General features: G+C 70.0%; 15 protein-coding genes. 4 read left to right on the forward strand and 11 right to left on the reverse strand.

Features of this window, described 5'->3' with window-relative positions:
* The first annotated feature begins 66 nt into the window (after positions 1 to 66).
* A complete protein-coding gene (locus tag MLGJGCBP_RS38310; RefSeq protein ID WP_160102431.1) occupies positions 67 to 2130 on the forward strand; it encodes a TPM domain-containing protein in 2064 nt (687 codons plus the stop codon).
* A 194-nt stretch (positions 2131 to 2324) separates the two neighbouring features.
* Positions 2325 to 2969, forward strand: coding sequence for a hypothetical protein (locus MLGJGCBP_RS38315; protein ID WP_236581613.1), 645 nt, complete (start codon positions 2325 to 2327; stop codon positions 2967 to 2969).
* 7 nt (positions 2970 to 2976) lie between these two features.
* Here the strand turns inward: MLGJGCBP_RS38315 and MLGJGCBP_RS38320 are convergent, their stop codons facing one another.
* On the reverse strand, positions 2977 to 4368 hold the full coding sequence (locus MLGJGCBP_RS38320; protein ID WP_043826260.1) for a glycine--tRNA ligase: 1392 nt from the start codon (positions 4366 to 4368) through the stop codon (positions 2977 to 2979).
* Between the two features lie 221 nt (positions 4369 to 4589).
* On the opposite strand from MLGJGCBP_RS38320, the gene MLGJGCBP_RS38325 reads away from it, so the two are divergent.
* The gene (locus MLGJGCBP_RS38325) at positions 4590 to 4934 is read left to right on the forward strand and encodes an ArsR/SmtB family transcription factor (protein ID WP_087559582.1); all 345 of its coding nucleotides are present in this window, start codon (positions 4590 to 4592) and stop codon (positions 4932 to 4934) included.
* 5 nt (positions 4935 to 4939) lie between these two features.
* Positions 4940 to 5365 carry a Fur family transcriptional regulator gene (locus tag MLGJGCBP_RS38330; RefSeq protein ID WP_160102435.1) on the forward strand — a complete coding sequence of 142 codons (426 nt, stop codon included), beginning with the start codon at positions 4940 to 4942 and terminating at the stop codon, positions 5363 to 5365.
* A 3-nt stretch (positions 5366 to 5368) separates the two neighbouring features.
* Here the strand turns inward: MLGJGCBP_RS38330 and MLGJGCBP_RS38335 are convergent, their stop codons facing one another.
* The 10 genes from MLGJGCBP_RS38335 to MLGJGCBP_RS38380 all read right to left on the reverse strand — a co-directional run bounded on the left by MLGJGCBP_RS38335 (position 5369) and on the right by MLGJGCBP_RS38380 (position 16042).
* Positions 5369 to 5770, reverse strand: a complete 402-nt coding sequence (locus MLGJGCBP_RS38335; protein ID WP_087559580.1) for a hypothetical protein — start codon at positions 5768 to 5770, stop codon at positions 5369 to 5371.
* Entirely contained in the window at positions 5767 to 6576 is an 810-nt protein-coding gene (locus tag MLGJGCBP_RS38340) for an isoprenyl transferase (RefSeq protein WP_087559579.1), read from the reverse strand. The genes MLGJGCBP_RS38335 and MLGJGCBP_RS38340 overlap by 4 nt, the downstream gene beginning before the upstream one ends.
* Entirely contained in the window at positions 6542 to 7357 is an 816-nt protein-coding gene (gene recO / locus MLGJGCBP_RS38345) for a DNA repair protein RecO (RefSeq protein WP_087559578.1), read from the reverse strand. Before recO ends, MLGJGCBP_RS38340 begins: the two co-directional genes overlap by 35 nt.
* Before the next feature lie 55 nt (positions 7358 to 7412).
* Positions 7413 to 8093, reverse strand: a complete 681-nt coding sequence (locus tag MLGJGCBP_RS38350) for a response regulator (protein WP_012688186.1) — start codon at positions 8091 to 8093, stop codon at positions 7413 to 7415.
* On the reverse strand, positions 8090 to 10612 hold the full coding sequence (locus tag MLGJGCBP_RS38355) for a sensor histidine kinase (RefSeq protein ID WP_160102437.1): 2523 nt from the start codon (positions 10610 to 10612) through the stop codon (positions 8090 to 8092). Before MLGJGCBP_RS38355 ends, MLGJGCBP_RS38350 begins: the two co-directional genes overlap by 4 nt.
* A 7-nt stretch (positions 10613 to 10619) precedes the next feature.
* Entirely contained in the window at positions 10620 to 11270 is a 651-nt protein-coding gene (locus tag MLGJGCBP_RS38360) for a potassium-transporting ATPase subunit C (protein WP_160102439.1), read from the reverse strand.
* A gap of 6 nt (positions 11271 to 11276) precedes the next feature.
* The gene (gene kdpB / locus MLGJGCBP_RS38365; RefSeq protein WP_160102441.1) at positions 11277 to 13391 is read right to left on the reverse strand and encodes a potassium-transporting ATPase subunit KdpB; all 2115 of its coding nucleotides are present in this window, start codon (positions 13389 to 13391) and stop codon (positions 11277 to 11279) included.
* Positions 13388 to 15073, reverse strand: a complete 1686-nt coding sequence (gene kdpA, locus MLGJGCBP_RS38370) for a potassium-transporting ATPase subunit KdpA (protein ID WP_160102443.1) — start codon at positions 15071 to 15073, stop codon at positions 13388 to 13390. Before kdpA ends, kdpB begins: the two co-directional genes overlap by 4 nt.
* On the reverse strand, positions 15073 to 15171 hold the full coding sequence (kdpF, locus tag MLGJGCBP_RS38375; RefSeq protein ID WP_087559573.1) for a K(+)-transporting ATPase subunit F: 99 nt from the start codon (positions 15169 to 15171) through the stop codon (positions 15073 to 15075). Before kdpF ends, kdpA begins: the two co-directional genes overlap by 1 nt.
* Before the next feature lie 241 nt (positions 15172 to 15412).
* Positions 15413 to 16042, reverse strand: a complete 630-nt coding sequence (locus MLGJGCBP_RS38380; RefSeq protein ID WP_160102445.1) for a pyridoxamine 5'-phosphate oxidase family protein — start codon at positions 16040 to 16042, stop codon at positions 15413 to 15415.
* Between the last annotated feature and the right edge of the window lie 61 nt (positions 16043 to 16103).

The following is a 16103-nucleotide window of genomic DNA, read 5'->3' on the forward strand; positions in this document are numbered from 1 at the left end:
CTGATTCTGCCAGCTGTCGCCGAACTGTCCCGATGACGACTCGCCACACCCGATAGATTTGCTGGCATGCCACTCGCACCGCGCCTCGAGCAGACGCCGTCGTCCCACCCCCGAATCCCCTTCCCCGGCGCCCGGCGGTGCGCCGCCCTCGGCGCCGTCTCCACACTCCTGACGCTCGTGGCGATCCTGTTCTCCCCCGCGATCGCGTCGGCGGACGCACCGTTCCGCCTGCCCGGTCAGATCACGGACACCGTCGGGGTACTCGACGCGGACCAGCAGAGCGACGTCCAGGCCGCGATCGACCAGCTCTACGACGAGCACAAGGTGCGGTTGTGGGTGGTCTACGTTCCCGACTTCAACGGTCTCGGCGCAGGCCCGTGGGCGGATCAGACGGCGCAGGCATCGTCCCTCGGCGATCGCGACGCACTGCTCGCGGTCGCGACGGTCGACCGTGAGTACGCCCTCATCGCACCGGACGGGCTGTCCGAGATCACCAGCGACGAAGCCGAGTCGATCCGGGTGGACGCGGTGGAACCGGCCCTGCGCGAGGAGGACTGGGCCGGCGGCGCGATCGCCGCGGCAGGCGGGCTCGGTGACGCGATGAGTCCGGGCGGCGGAATGTCGGTGCGCACGCTGCTGATCGGCGGCGGCGTGGTCGTCGTGGGCGCGGGCGGGCTCGTCCTGTATTCGCGGAAGAGGAAGCACGACCGGTCCCGGGCGGGCGTCGAGGCGGCACGCAGCATCAGCCCCGAAGACACGGCCGCACTGACGGCGCTGCCGTTGGACACGCTCGACGAGCGAGCCAAGGAGGTGCTCGTCGAGACGGACGACGCGCTGCGCACGAGCCAGGAGGAACTCGAACTGGCCCGCGGCGAATTCGGCGAGCAGGCCACCGCTGCGTTCACGGCGGCGTTCGACACCGCGCAGTCCACCCTCGCGGCGGCGTTCACCGTGCGTCAGCGACTCGACGACGCGATCCCCGAGACCCCGCAGCAGCAGCGGGAGATGCTCATCGACATCATCACCTCGTGCGGGCGCGCCGACCGCGAACTCAACGAGAAGGTCCAGGAGTTCGACGGTTTGCGGGACCTGCTGATCAACGCCCCCGATCGGCTCGACGCGCTCACCCGCGACATGGTGGCGCTGACCGTACGCATTCCCGACTCCACGCAGACCCTCGCCACCCTGCAGACCGAATTCCCGGCCGCCGCACTCGCTTCCGTCGCCCAGAACGTGACGATGGCGGAGGAGCGGCTCGCGTACGCGGAGAAGGCCGTGGCGGAGGGCCGGGACGCGGTCGCCCTGCCACCGGGGAAGCAGGGACCGGCGGTGTCGGCGATCCGCGGCGCCGAGGGCGCCCTCGAACAGGCCCGGATTCTGCTCGACGCCGTCGATCACGCCGCGGAGGACATCCGGCACGCCATCGCCACGCTGCCTGCCGCGATCACCGACGTGGAGGCGGGGATTGCGGCCGCGGCCCAGTTCACCGAGCAGGGTGGGGACCGGCTCGCGGCGGCCCGCACTGCGGCCGAGGCCGCGCTGGCGGCGGCCCGGACGGCCGCGGACACCGACCCGCTCGGCAGCTTCACCCAGATCGTGAAGGCCGACGCGGAACTCGATGCCGTGCTCGCCGAGGCGCAGGAATCGCGGCAGCAGGCCGAGCGTGCGCAGCAGCGTCTCGAGCAGGACCTCGTGGCGGCGCAGTCGCAGGTCACGGCGGCGTCGGACTTCATCGGCACCCGCCGCGGCGCGGTGGGAGCGGAGGCACGGACCCGCCTGACGGAGGCGCAGCGGCACCTGGCGGGGGCGCAGCAGTTGCGCACCACCGACGCCTCCCGCGCACTGCAGCACGCCCAGGCCGCCGCGGGCCTGGCCGCCGACGCGCTGCGCCTGGCGCAGAACGACGTGAGCCGCTGGGAGTCCCGCCAGCGGCCCGGACCCGGTGGCGGCGGCGGGAATGCCACCGGCGCGATCCTCGGCGGCATCCTGATCGACAGCATCCTGCGCGGCGGATTCAGCGGCGGCGGCAACTGGGGTAGCCGCGGCTCCGGCGGCGGCCGCGACAGCGGTCCCCGTTCGTTCGGCGGGCCGAGCAGTTCGGGCCGGATCAGCGGGGGCGGCCGATTCTGACGTCCTCCCGAGCATTCGTCGCACTCGCCTGCCTCGCGGCCACCTGCTGCGGCGTCCTGTCGGGGTGCGCGGGCGGGCGAGACACCGGGGACGAGCCGGCGATCCCGCTGTCGGCGGAGGCGTACCGCAGCCGGGAGGACGACGCGGCGGGCGGCCGAATCCACGTGCGGATCGCGAATACCGGCGGCGAGCCCGTGACCGTGACATCCGTGGCGCTGGACAGCCCGGGCTTCGAGGCGGCGCCCGAGACCGGGCGGGTCGTCGAACTCGGCCCCGGCAACCGGATCGACGTCGAGGCCGAGTACGGCGCCGTCCGCTGCGACACCCGGCCGGACCCGGCGTACGCCGTGATCGGGGTCGCCGATCAGGGCGCGTCGCCCGTGCGGGTGCCGCTCGCCACCCCGTACGACGTCCTCGGCCGCATCCACGACGGAGACTGCGCCGCAGAGGAACTGACGCGGGCCGTCCCGGTGACGCTGATCCCTGCGGCGGCGCCGCCGGAGCCGGCCGCTCCCCTCCCCGCTCGGCTCATCGTGAGCCGGGGAACCGCAACGGGTGACGTCCGGGTCGACGAGATCGGCGGCAGCGTCCTGTACGCCCTGCGTGGGGCGCTGCCCGCCACCATGCGGGCGGACGAGGACCGGCTGAGCATCGACATCACGATCGACGCGGCACGCTGCGACCCGCACGCACTCGCGGAAGCGAAGAAGCCCTTTGTCTTTCCGCTGTGGATCGCGGTCGGCTCCTCGGTACCGGAATACTCGCGTATCCCGGTGTCCGAGGAGAACCGCCGAATCCTGACGAACTATCTGACCACTACCTGCGACGCGCGCAGGTGACCGCGGATCAGGAGCCGATGAGGCGCTGCGCCAGGTAGCCCTCCACCTGGTCGAGCGCGACCCGCTCCTGGGCCATCGAGTCGCGCTCACGCACGGTCACGGCGTGATCCTCGAGGGTGTCGAAGTCCACGGTGATGCAGAACGGCGTGCCGATCTCGTCCTGACGACGGTAGCGGCGGCCGATCGCGCCTGCGTCGTCGAACTCGACGTTCCAGTGCTGGCGGAGCGTCGCGGCGAGATCCTTGGCCTTCGGCGTCAGGTCCGCGTTACGCGACAGCGGCAGCACCGCGGCCTTCACCGGGGCGAGACGACGGTCCAGGCGCAGCACGGTGCGCTTGTCGACGCCGCCCTTCGCGTTCGGCGCCTCGTCCTCGGTGTACGCGTCGACGAGGAACGCCATCAGCGAACGCGTCAGACCGGCTGCCGGCTCGATGACGTACGGCGTGTACCGCTCACCGGACGCCTGGTCGTAGTAGTTGAGGTCGGTGCCCGAGTGCTTCGAGTGGGTCGACAGGTCGAAGTCGGTGCGGTTGGCCACACCCTCGAGCTCGCCCCATTCGCTGCCCTGGAAGTGGAAGCGGTACTCGATGTCGACGGTGCGCTTGGAGTAGTGCGACAGCTTGTCCTGCGCGTGCTCGTACAGCCGCAGGTTGTCCTTGTTGATGCCGAGCCCGGTGTACCAGTCCATGCGGTAGTCGATCCAATACTGGTGCCACTCTTCGTCTTCGCCGGGCTTGACGAAGAATTCCATCTCCATCTGCTCGAACTCACGGGTGCGGAAGATGAAGTTGCCGGGAGTGATCTCGTTGCGGAAGCTCTTGCCGATCTGGCCGATGCCGAACGGCGGCTTCTTGCGCGACGTGGTGAGCACGTTCGCGAAGTTCACGAAGATGCCCTGCGCGGTCTCCGGGCGGAGGTAGTGCATGCCCTCTTCGCTCTCGACCGGGCCGAGGTACGTCTTGAGCATCATGTTGAAGTCGCGGGGCTCGGTCCACTGACCGACGGTGCCGCAGTCGGGGCAGCCCACGACGTCCATGGGGACGTCGTCCGGGTTGTCGAGGCCCTTCTTCTCCGCGTACGCCTCCTGCAGGTGGTCCTGACGGTGACGCTTGTGACAGTTCAGGCACTCGACCAGCGGGTCGTTGAACACGCCGACGTGACCCGACGCCACCCAGACCTCGCGCGGCAGGATCACCGAGGAGTCGAGGCCGACGACGTCCTCGCGGCTGGTGACCATGTTGCGCCACCACTGCTTCTTGATGTTCTCCTTGAGCTCGACGCCCAAGGGGCCGTAGTCCCAGGCCGACTTCGTGCCTCCGTAGATCTCACCGCACGGGTAGACCAGGCCACGACGCTTGGCGAGATTGACGACGGTTTCGACTTTGGACTTCGGTGCCACTCGGGTGCTCTCCATCTGGGTAATAGATGCATGGTTCACGTGCGCTTTTCGGATCCCAGCCTATCTGCCCGATCGCGGTCGGTTCACCCCGCCGGTTGACATGCGTATTCGTGCATATCAAAATGGAATCGATTTGCAATAAGATGGGGTGTTCCTCCCGGGGCCGACGGCCACGCGGCCACGGTCCCGTCCATTGTCCGGCACACCGAAGGAGATCACTGGTGAGCGTCGTCGATCCCGGGGATCTGCATCCGTTCGAGGCGGCGCCGCCCGCCCCCGTGCCGTCGAAGGAGACACTGACGGCGGCAGGCGACATCCTGCGCGCCCTCGCGGCCCCCGTCCGCATCGCGATCGTCCTCCAACTCCGCGAATCCGAGCGCTGCGTGCACGAACTCGTCGGGGCACTCGGCGTCACCCAGCCACTGATCAGCCAGCATCTTCGCGTGCTCAAGGCCGCGGGCGTCGTACGCGGCGAACGCACCGGACGTGAGGTCCTCTACCGCCTGGTGGACGACCACCTCGCCCACATCGTCGTGGACGCCGTCGCGCACGCCGAGGAAGGATAGAAGCCTTGACCCAGAACACCGGCCAGCGCAAACCCGTCGTCGTGGGAGTCCGCGCCACCAAGCAACGCAGCGCCATCTCCGCACTCCTCGACGACATCGAGGAGTTCCGGTCGGCGCAGGAACTGCACGACGAACTCCGCAAGCGCGGCGAGGGCATCGGGCTCACCACCGTCTACCGCACCCTGCAGACCCTCGCCGACGCAGGCACCGCCGACGTCCTGCGCACCGACACCGGCGAATCGGTGTACCGGCGCTGTTCCTCCGGACACCACCATCACCTGGTCTGCCGCGCGTGCGGCTACACCGTCGAGGTCGAGGGGCCGACCGTCGAGCAGTGGTCGCAGTCGATCGCCGACGCGCACGGTTTCTCCGACGTCAGCCACACCATCGAGATCTTCGGCGTGTGCAAGGACTGCAGCGCGCCGCGCTAGGCGTCATGGGATCAGGCCCTGCCGGGCGGTGTCTGCGCCGCTCAGCACGAGAAGCAGCATCGTGGTCAGCGCCTCGTCCCCCAACCCGGCGGCGGGGAACGTGTACCGCAGGATGACGTCCGCGAGCCGGCCGTGACCGAACACCGCGATCGAACCGAACTGCAACGCGCCGTTGCGCTCCGCGACCTTCTTGTGCAGCGCGGCGCTGACCGGACGATCCCAGGCCAGCACGCACGTCATCGACAGCACGTCGAGGCCGTCGGTGAGGGTCATCGCACTGATCGAGCACAGCGCCCCGGCGTATTCGAAGCTCAGCGAGCCGTCGTCCGCCCGGGCCACGGTGGCGAAGTGCTCCAGTGCGTCCGCTGTCCGCCCGAGCAGTGCGGGTGCTCCGTCGACGGTCATTTCACGCCACCGAACCGGCGGTCGCGCGACGCGTATTCGACGCACGCCGCCCACAGGTCGCGACGGTCGAAATCGGGAAACAGCTTCTCCTGGTACACCATTTCGGCGTAGGCCGACTGCCAGATCAGGAAGTTGGACGTGCGCTGCTCGCCGGACGGCCGGAGGAACAAGTCGACGTCCGGCATGTCCGGCTCGTCGAGATAGCGGGCGACGGTCGCCTCGGTGATCTTCTCCGGGTCGAGCTGACCCGCCGCGACCCGCCTGCCGATCTCCTTCACCGCGTCGGCGATCTCCGCGCGGCCGCCGTAGTTGACGCACATGGTCAGGTTCATGACCGTGTTGTGCTTCGTCAGCTCCTCGGCGATCTCGAGTTCCTTGATGACGCTGCGCCACAGCTTGGGCCTGCGACCGGCCCACCGCACCCGCACCCCCATCTCGTGCATCTCGTCACGGCGGCGGCGGATCACGTCGCGGTTGAAGCCCATCAGGAAGCGCACCTCCTCGGGGCTGCGTTTCCAGTTCTCGGTGGAGAACGCGTATGCCGACAGCCATTCGACGCCCATCTCGATGCACCCGCAGACGGCGTCCATCAACACGGCCTCGCCGCGTTCGTGGCCTGCGGTCCTGGGCAGTCCCCGCTCCTGCGCCCAGCGGCCGTTGCCGTCCATCACCAGCGCGATGTGCCGGGGCACGAGTTCGGGTTGCAGGCCCGGCGGGCGGGCGCCCGAGGGATGCGGGTCCGGCGGCCGGATCTGGCGCTCGGCCCCGGAATTATGCGGAGCTCGGGGTTCGCGTCGTCGAATCACGGTCCCCATCCTGCCTGACCGAATCCTCCGCCCCTACCGCCGCATGCGGTCGTGCGCGTTCGATCAGCGGGAGGGTGCGGAGTTGCCGTTCGAGGTGCCATTGCAGATGCGCCGCGACCAGACCGCTGGCCTGCCCCCGCAACGACTCGGGCACCTGCTCGGTGCTCGCCCAGTCGCCGCGGAACAGGGCGTCCATCAGGTCGAGGACACCCGGTGACGGGGTGGCGGCGCCCGGCGGCCGGCACTGGACGCACACCGCTCCCCCGGCGGCCACGTGGAATGCCCGGTGCGGGCCGGGTGCGCTGCACCGCGCGCAGTCGTCGAGGGCAGGAGCCCACCCCGCAAAACCCATGGCCCGCAACAGGAAGGCGTCGAGGATCAGCTCGCACGGCCGGTGGTGTTCCGCGACGGCCCGCAGCGCCCCGACCGTCAGGCGGTGCAGTTGCAGCGCCGGGGCCCGTTCCTCCCCGGCGAGCCGCTCGGCGGTTTCGAGGATCGCGCACGCCGTGGTGTACCGGGAGTAGTCGTCGACGATGTCGGTCGCGAACGCGTCGACCGTCTGGACCTGGGTGACGATGTCGAGGTTGCGGCCCGGGTAGAGCTGCACGTCGATGTGCGCGAACGGCTCGAGCCGGGCGCCGAACTTGGATTTCGTGCGGCGCACGCCCTTGGCCACCGCGCGCACCAGACCGTGCTGCCGGGTGAGGAGGGTGACGATACGGTCGGCCTCGCCCAGCTTGTGCTGGCGCAGGACCACCGCATTGTCTCGATACAACCTCACCGGTCCAGTCTCCCACGCCCGGGCGGCGACGGTCCGCAGGCTGAGCCGCCGGGCCTCACACCTGGAACCGGTACCCCATTCCGGCCTCGGTGATGAGGTGACGCGGGTGCGACGGGTCGTCCTCGAGCTTGCGCCGCAACTGCGCCAGGTACACCCGCAGGTAATGCGTCTCGGTGGCGTACGCCGGGCCCCACACCTCCCGGAGCAGTTCCTTCTGCCCCACCAGCTTGCCCTTGTTACGCACGAGCATCTCGAGCATCCCCCACTCCGTCGGCGTCAGGTGCACCTCGGCCCCCGCCCGCCGCACCGTCTTCGCCGCCAGGTCGACCGTGAACGAATCCGTCTCCACCACAGGTTCGCTCGTGTCGACGGCCGTCGTCGCGCGGCGGGCCGCGGCCCGCACCCGGGCCAGGAATTCGTCCATCCCGAACGGCTTGGTGACGTAGTCGTCGGCGCCCGCGTCGAGGGCGTCCACCTTGTCCGCGGAATCGGTGCGGGCCGACAGCACGATCACCGGCGCCGGGCACCAGCCGCGCAGGCCGGCGAGCACCTCGGTGCCGTCCATGTCGGGCAACCCGAGGTCGAGCACGATCACGTCCGGCGGTCGCTCGGCCGCGGCGCGCAGTGCGGCGGCCCCGGATGCGGCCGTCACCACGTCGTATCCGCGGACACTGAGATTGATCCGCAGGGCGCGGAGGATCTGCGGTTCGTCGTCGACGACGAGGATTCTCGTCATGGGTGCTCCCCTCCCGCTCCGGCCAGTTCCACCACCATCGTCAGACCACCACCGGGGGTGTCGGTGGCGCTGATGGTGCCGCCCATCGCGTCGACGAAACCGCGGACGACGGACAGCCCGAGCCCGACTCCCGTGGTCGTGTCGCGGTCCCCCAGCCGCTGGAACGGGGCGAACATCTCCTCCGCCCGCCCCCGCGGAATTCCCGGGCCCGTGTCGGCGACGGTGACGACGGCGCGGTCTCCCACCGCCGCCGCACCGACCCGGATCACGGAGTCCTCACCGTAGCGGAGTGCGTTGTCGATCAGATTCGCGAGCACCCGCTCGAGCAGGCCCGAATCCGCCATCGCCGCGACCGTCCCGACGTCGACCTCCACCCGTTCGCGGGCCCGGGTCCCGGTCCGGCCGCCGATTCCCAGCCCCACCAGCGCCCGGTGCACCACCTCGTCGAGATACACGGGGCGCAGCGTCGGGGTCACCACCCCCGCCGCGAGCCGCGACGAGTCGAGCAGGTTGCCGACGAGGGAGGTCAGGACGTCGGCCGATTCCTCGATGGTCGCGAGCAGTTCGGCGGTGTCCTCCGGGGAGAAGTCGACGTCGTCGCTGCGCAGGCTGGACGCGGCGGCCTTGACCGCGGCCAGCGGGGTCCGGAGGTCGTGGCTGACGGCGGACAGCAGCGACCGCCGCAGCCGGTCGGCCTCGGCCAGCGCCTGCGCCTGCCCCGCCTCCTGCGCGAGTTCCGCCTGGCGGATCATCCCCACGGCCTGGTTCGCGACGGCGAGCAGCACGCGGCGGTCCCGGGCGCGCAGTTCGCTCCCGCGCAGGGCGAGCGCGTACTCCCCTTCCCCCACCTCGCAGACCGTGTCGGCGTCGTCGACGCTCGCCGGCGGATTCGGACCGACGGATCCCACGAGACCGCGGTCCCGGTGCAGGACGCTCACCGACTCCTGACCGTACGTCTCGCGCACCTTCTCGAGCAGCGTGCCGAGATCGGCTCCCCGCAGCACCGATCCGGCGAACAGCGCCAGCAACTCGGCCTCCTGCGACGCCCGCCGGGCCTCCCGCGACCGCTTGGCGGCCGCGTCGACCAGGACGGCGACGGCGACGGCGACCACGAGCAGCACGACGGTGGTGATGAAGTTGTCCGGCTCCGCGATGGTGAAGCTGTGCACCGGCGGCGTGAAGAAGTAGTTGAGGAACAGACCCGAGATCAGCGCGGAGAAGGCCGCAGGTGCGACACCGCCGAGCAGCGAGACGAGCAGCACCACGATGAAGAACAGTGCGCCCTCACCGCTCAATCCGAGCCAGCGGTCGACGGCGCTCATCACCAGGGTGGCGACGGACGGAACGAGGACCGCGGCGATCCAGGCGATCGCCGTGCGGGACCGCGAACCCACCGGCGACAACCGCCTCGGCCGCTGGGATTCGCCGTGCGTGACCATGTGCACGTCGATCGACCCGGACTGTTGCACCACGCTCGCGCCGATGCCCTCGTCGAGGATGCGCGCCCATCTCGAGCGTCTCGACGTCCCGAGCACCAGCTGGGTGGCGTTCGCGGTCCGGGCGAAGTCGAGGAGTGTGGTCGGGACGTCGTCGCCGACGACGCTGTGCAGGCTCGCCCCGATACTCGCGGCAATCGTCCGCACCTTGCCCATCTCCGGGGCCGAAACGCCGGCGAGGCCGTCGCCGCGCACTACGTGCACGACGATCAGCTCGGCGCTGGACCTCGACGCGATCCGGCCTGCGCGCCGGACGAGTGTCTCCGATTCCGGTCCGCCCGTCACCGCGACCACCACCCGTTCCCGAGCCTCCCACGTGTCGGTGATCTTGTTCTCCGCGCGATATTTCGCGAGTGCGGCGTCGACCTGATCGGCGACCCACAGCAACGCCAGTTCGCGGAGTGCGGTGAGGTTCCCTGTCCGGAAGTAGTTGCTCAACGCGGCATCGACCTTCTCCGCGGCGTAGATGTTGCCGTGGGACAGCCTGCGGCGCAGCGCCTCCGGGGTGATGTCCACCAGCTCCACCTGGGTGGCGGCGCGCACCACCTTGTCGGGGACCGTCTCCTGCTGCACCACACCGGTGATCCGCTGGATCACGTCGCCCAGGCTTTCGAGGTGCTGGACGTTCAGCGTCGACAGGACGTCGATGCCCGCGGCGAGGAGTATCTCGACGTCCTGCCAGCGTTTCTCGTGGACACTGCCCGGCGTATTCGTGTGCGCGAGTTCGTCCACGAGCACCAGCGCCGGCCTGCGGGCCAGCACCGCCTCGACGTCCAGCTCGCGCCCGAGCGTGCCACGGTAGGCGATGACCTTCGGCGGAATCAGTTCGAGGTCACCGAGTTGCGCGGCCGTGCGGTCGCGTCCGTGGGTTTCCACCACGGCCGCGACGACGTCACACCCCCGCTCGCGGCGGCGGTGCGCCTCGCCGAGCATCGCGAACGTCTTCCCGACCCCCGGTGCGGCACCGAGATAGATGCGCAGTTCGCCGCGCCGGCGTTCGCCTTCGGGTCCGGTACCACTCACCTCGCCATCATCCACCAGCTGTCGGGGCGGTGCACCGAGGTGCGGTCAGGCCGAGGGCGAGATTCAACTCGAGGACGTTCACCCGCTGCTCGCCGAGGAACCCGAGTTGCCTTCCCTCGGTGTTCTCGTCGACCAGCTGCCGGACCCGGCTCTCGCTCAGGCCGTTCACCTGCGCGACCCTCGGCACCTGCAACGCGGCGTACGCGGGGCTGATGTGCGGGTCGATGCCCGAACCCGATCCGGTGACCGCGTCCGCCGGAACGGCCTCGGGCTGCACGCCCTCGCGGGCGGCGATCGCGTTCCGGCGCTCCATGACGAACGCGGCCAGGATCTCGCTGCTCGGTCCCTGGTTGGTGGGCAGCGCGGTGGCGGGGTCGCCCGGTGCGAACGGATCCTGTTCGGCCACCGACCCGGTGACCCGGTTGTGGAAGAACGGGTCCGGCTCCCCCGCCGGCACCTGAGGGTCGACGCCGACCCACCGGCTCCCGACGACGCACCCGGTGGTGTCGCGGACCGGCGAACCCTCGGCCGCGCCGGCGCCGATCCGGCTCACCCCCCACACCGCGGCCGGATAGAGCACGCCGAGAACGGCGGTCAGTGCGAGCAGGACGAGGAGTCCGGCCCAGGTCTGCCGGAGCAGTCCGAGGAGAAAACGCATGGAAACTCACCCAATTCCGGGAATGAGACGGACGACGAGGTCGATGAGCCAGATACCGGCGAACGGTGTGATCACGCCGCCGAGGCCGTAGATCAGCAGGTTGCGGCCCAGCAGTGTCGACGCCGACGACGGCCGGTAGCGAACACCTTTCAGCGACAACGGGATCAGGGCCACGATCACGACGGCGTTGAAGATCACCGCCGAGAGGATGGCCGATTCCGGTGTGGCCAGCCGCATGATGTTCAGCGTGTCCAGCTGCGGATAGATGACGCTGAACAGCGCGGGGAGGATGGCGAAGTACTTGGCCAGGTCGTTGGCGAGCGAGAACGTGGTCAGCGCCCCGCGGGTGATGAGCAGCTGCTTGCCGATCTCCACCACCTCGATGAGCTTGGTGGGATCGGAATCGAGATCTACCATGTTCCCGGCTTCCTTCGCCGCGGACGTGCCGGTGTTCATCGCCACCCCGACGTCCGCCTGGGCCAGGGCCGGGGCGTCGTTGGTGCCGTCCCCGGTCATCGCGACGAGCCGTCCGCCCTCCTGTTCCTTGCGGATCAGCGCGAGTTTGTCCTCGGGTGTCGCCTCCGCCATGAAGTCGTCGACACCGGCCTCTTCCGCGATCGCCTTGGCGGTGAGCGGATTGTCGCCGGTGATCATCACCGTGCGGATTCCCATCGCCCGCAGTTCCGCGAACCGCTCGGCGATGCCCGGTTTCACCACGTCCGACAGTGCGATCACGCCGAGCACCGTCGGCGCATCTGCGTGAACCGAGGCCACCACGAGGGGTGTTCCGCCGGCCTGCGCGATCTCGTTCACCGCGTCGGTGACCGCGGGCGTCGTGTGACCGCCGAGCGCCTGCACCCAGGTCAGCACCGCGTCGCTCGCGCCCTTGCGGATGCGGGTTTCGTCGATGTCGAGCCCGCTCATCCGGGTCTGCGCCGTGAACGGCACGAACTCCGCCGCTCTCTCCGCCTCCGACGGCGCGGGGTCCAGCCCGAAGTCCCGGGCGCACAGGTCCACGATGCTGCGGCCCTCGGGGGTGCCGTCCGCGAGGCTGGACAGCCGTGCCGCCGTGGCCAGGTCGAGCGCGGACACTCCCGGTGCGGGATGCAGGGCGGTGGCCTGCCGGTTGCCGAACGTGATGGTGCCGGTCTTGTCCATCAGCAGGGTGTCGATGTCGCCGGCGGCCTCCACCGCCCGCCCCGACATCGCCAGGACGTTGCGCTGCACCAGCCGGTCCATTCCGGCGATGCCGACGGCCGACAGCAGGGCGCCGATCGTGGTGGGGATCAGGCACACCAGCAGCGCGATCAGTTTGATCGGATGCTGCTCCTGCCCCGCGTACAGGCCCATCGGGGCGATCGCGACGACGGCCAGCAGGAAGATGATCGTCAGCGACGCCAGCAGGATGTTCAGCGCGATCTCGTTCGGCGTCTTCTGCCGCGCCGCCCCCTCCACGAGCGCGATCATCCGGTCCACGAACGACTGCCCGGGGGCCGCGGTGACGCGGACGACGATCCGGTCGGACAGCACGGTCGTGCCGCCGGTGACGGCGCACCGGTCGCCGCCGGATTCGCGGACGACGGGCGCGGACTCGCCGGTGATGGCCGACTCGTCCACGGTGGCGATGCCCTCGACGACGTCGCCGTCGCCCGGGATCACCTCACCGGCGACGACGACCACGCGATCGCCGACGACGAGGTCGGTGCCCGGCACCGATTCCAGAGCGCCGCTCGTCGTGATCCGGTGGGCGACCGTGTCCTGCTTCACCTTCCGCAGGCTCGCCGCCTGCGCCTTGCCCCGCCCCTCCGCGACCGACTCGGCGAGGTTCGCGAACAGGACGGTGAACCACAGCCAGGCGGTGACCGCCCAGGAGAACACCGACGGGTCGGCGACGGCCATGACGGTGGTGACGACGGAACCGGCGAACACCACGAACATCACCGGGTTGCGGGCGAGGTGCCGCGGGTCGAGTTTGCGCAGCGCGCCCGGCAGCGCCGTCACCAGCTGGGCGGGGCTGAAGATCCCGGCCTTGACGGGCGCCGGAGCGTGGCCGCCGTCCGGCGTCGTCGCCGGGTCGGTCGCCGGGTCGGTCGCCGGACGACTGGTCACGTTCACACTCACTGCAGAGCCTCCGCGATCGGTCCCAGCGCGAGGGCCGGGAAGAATGTCAACGCCGCGACGAGCACGACGGTGCCGGTGAGCAGCCCGGTGAACATCGGGCCCGTCGTCGGCAGGGTGCCGGCGCCCGCGGCCGTCTTCTTCTGCGACGCCAGGGATCCGGCGAGCGCGAGGACGAAGAGGATCGGCAGGAACCGGCCGAACAGCATGCACACGCCGAGCGCCGCCTGGAACCAGTCGCTCGTGACCGTCAGCCCGCCGAACGCGCTGCCGTTGTTGTTCGACGCCGACGCGAACGCGTACAGCACCTCCGAGAAGCCGTGGATCGATCCGGGACTGCCGGGGTCGCCGCTGTTGCCCTGGTAACCGGTGGTCGAGGACAGGATCACGGTGATTCCCGTTCCGATCAGGACCAGCGCGGGCATCACCAGCACCGACAGTGCGGCGAGGGTGATCTCCCGTTGCCGCAGTTTCTTGCCGAGGTACTCGGGTGTGCGGCCGACGAGGAGTCCGCCGACGAAGACGGCGATCAGAGCGAGGACGAGAATGCCGTAGAGCCCGGTGCCCACACCGCCGGGCGCGATCTCCCCGAGCAGCATGTTCAGCAGCACGGCCCCGCCACCGAGCGGCGACAGGCTGTCGTGGGCGGAATTCACCGCGCCCGTGGACGTTCCCGTGGTGCTCACGGCGAACAGCGCGGTGCCCGGAATGCCGAAGCGGACTTCCTTGCCTTCCATCATCGCGCCTGCCGCGGTGGCGGCGACGCCGCGTCGTCCCGATTCGGCGGCGAGGGTGACGGCGAGCAGTGACCCCCACAGGATGCCCATCACGGCCAGCAGCGTCAGACCTTGTTTGCGATCGCCGACCATGGTGCCGAACGTGCGGGTGAGGGACACCGGGATCAGCAGGATCGCGAGGATCTCGACGATGTTGCTGACCGGGGTGGGGTTCTCGAACGGGTGTGCCGAGTTGGCGGCGAGGATGCCGCCGCCGTTGGTGCCGAGTTCCTTGATCGCCTCCTGCGAGGCGACGGGCGCCAGCGCGTTGGTGACGGCATTGCCGTCCAGGCCGGTGGATTCGAAGCCCGTGTGGAACGACTGGATCACGCCCTGGCTCAACAGAATCAGCGCGATGACGAACGAGAACGGCAGCAGGATCCGCAGACTGCCGCGGGTGAGGTCCACCCAGAAGTTGCCGATCTCACCGCCGCGGGCCACGCGGACGAACCCGCGGATCAGCGCGACCGCGACGGCCATGCCGACCGCCGCGGACACGAAGTTCTGCACGGCGAGTCCGACCGGCTGGGTCAGGTTGCTCATCGTGGTCTCGGGGGCGTAGGACTGCCAGTTGGTGTTGGTCACGAACGACACGGCCGTGTTGAACGCGACCGCGGGGCTGACCCCGGACAGGTCGCCGGACAGCGGCAGCACGCCCTGAATGCGTTGCAGGACATACAGGAAGAGCACGCCGGCCATCGAGAAGCCCAGCACGCTGCCTGCGTAGCCGTACCAGGTCTGCTCCGTGTGGGGGTTGATGCGGCACAGGCGGTACAGCACGGATTCGATCCGCAGGTGCCTGCGTGATTCGTATACGCGGGCCATGTAGTCGCCCACCGGCACGTACAGCACTGCGAGGACCGCGATCACGAACGCGATCTGCAGGCCGGCCGCGAGGGCGGGCGTCATCAGAACCGCTCCGGGTCGATGAGCGCGACCAGCAGATACACGACGAGCGCCGCCGCGATCGCGACGAGGGCGACAGCGAGTGTTCCGGCGGCGGTCATTTCACGCGTCCGGTCTGCAGGGCCCGGAGAACGAGCGCGCAACAGGCGAACCCGCCGAGCACGAGCGCAACGTAGGCCACGTCGGCCATGTGAGGATCCCTCTTCGTACTGATCCTGCGGTTCAGCGCAGGCATGACACCCCACGGTTGCGGGGTGTCATGCCAGCATCGCGCCGGATCCGGGCGACAGAGGCCTCGCTGACGAAGCGCTTACGGGACGACCACGGCTCTTGACGCTTTCCTTACGCGGTCCGGGTCAGCCGCGACACGGACGCGGGCACGGGTGTGCCGGTCGCCACCCACGGCGCAGGGACGGGCGCACCGGCGACCGATCGCACGGGGACGACGCCGGCCCACGCACTGCTCGCCTCGGCGGGTTCGCCCGGCGGCGCGTCCCGCACCTTGACGGTCCACTGCCCCGGCGTGATCGGGAGGGCGAGGGCCAGCGTCGCGGCGAGTTCCTTGCGCCGGTGTCCCCGGACCTCCCTGCTGCGACCGGGGATCAGCACGTCCGACAGCGCGTCCAGGGCGCCGGCGGATTCGTCCTGGTCCAGCGTCACGAGATTGCCGCGGACCACCGCGGATCGGTAGTTGGCCGACGAGTCGAACAGCGTGTCCGCGACGACGATTCCGTCGAGCATCGCGACGCACAGCACCGCGGGCGCGCCTGCCGCCACCTGCCGCAGCGCACCGGCGCCGGTGGAACCGTGCAGCAGGATCCTGTCGCCGTCGCGGGCGTAGAGCATCGGCACCGCCCAGGGCAGGCCGTCGACGACGGTGGCGAGGGTGCCCATCGGCGCGGCGTCGAGGACGGCGTCGAGTTGCGCTCGTTCGGTTCGGGCACGGTCCGGGTATCTCCTGATCTTGTCCACGAGACCATCCTGAACCCCATGTGGACCAGCCTCCAGATCCACAATCGCACATATCGGCAGA

It is taken from the genome of Rhodococcus sp. T7, assembly GCF_009872365.1.
Classification (GTDB): domain Bacteria; phylum Actinomycetota; class Actinomycetes; order Mycobacteriales; family Mycobacteriaceae; genus Rhodococcus_F.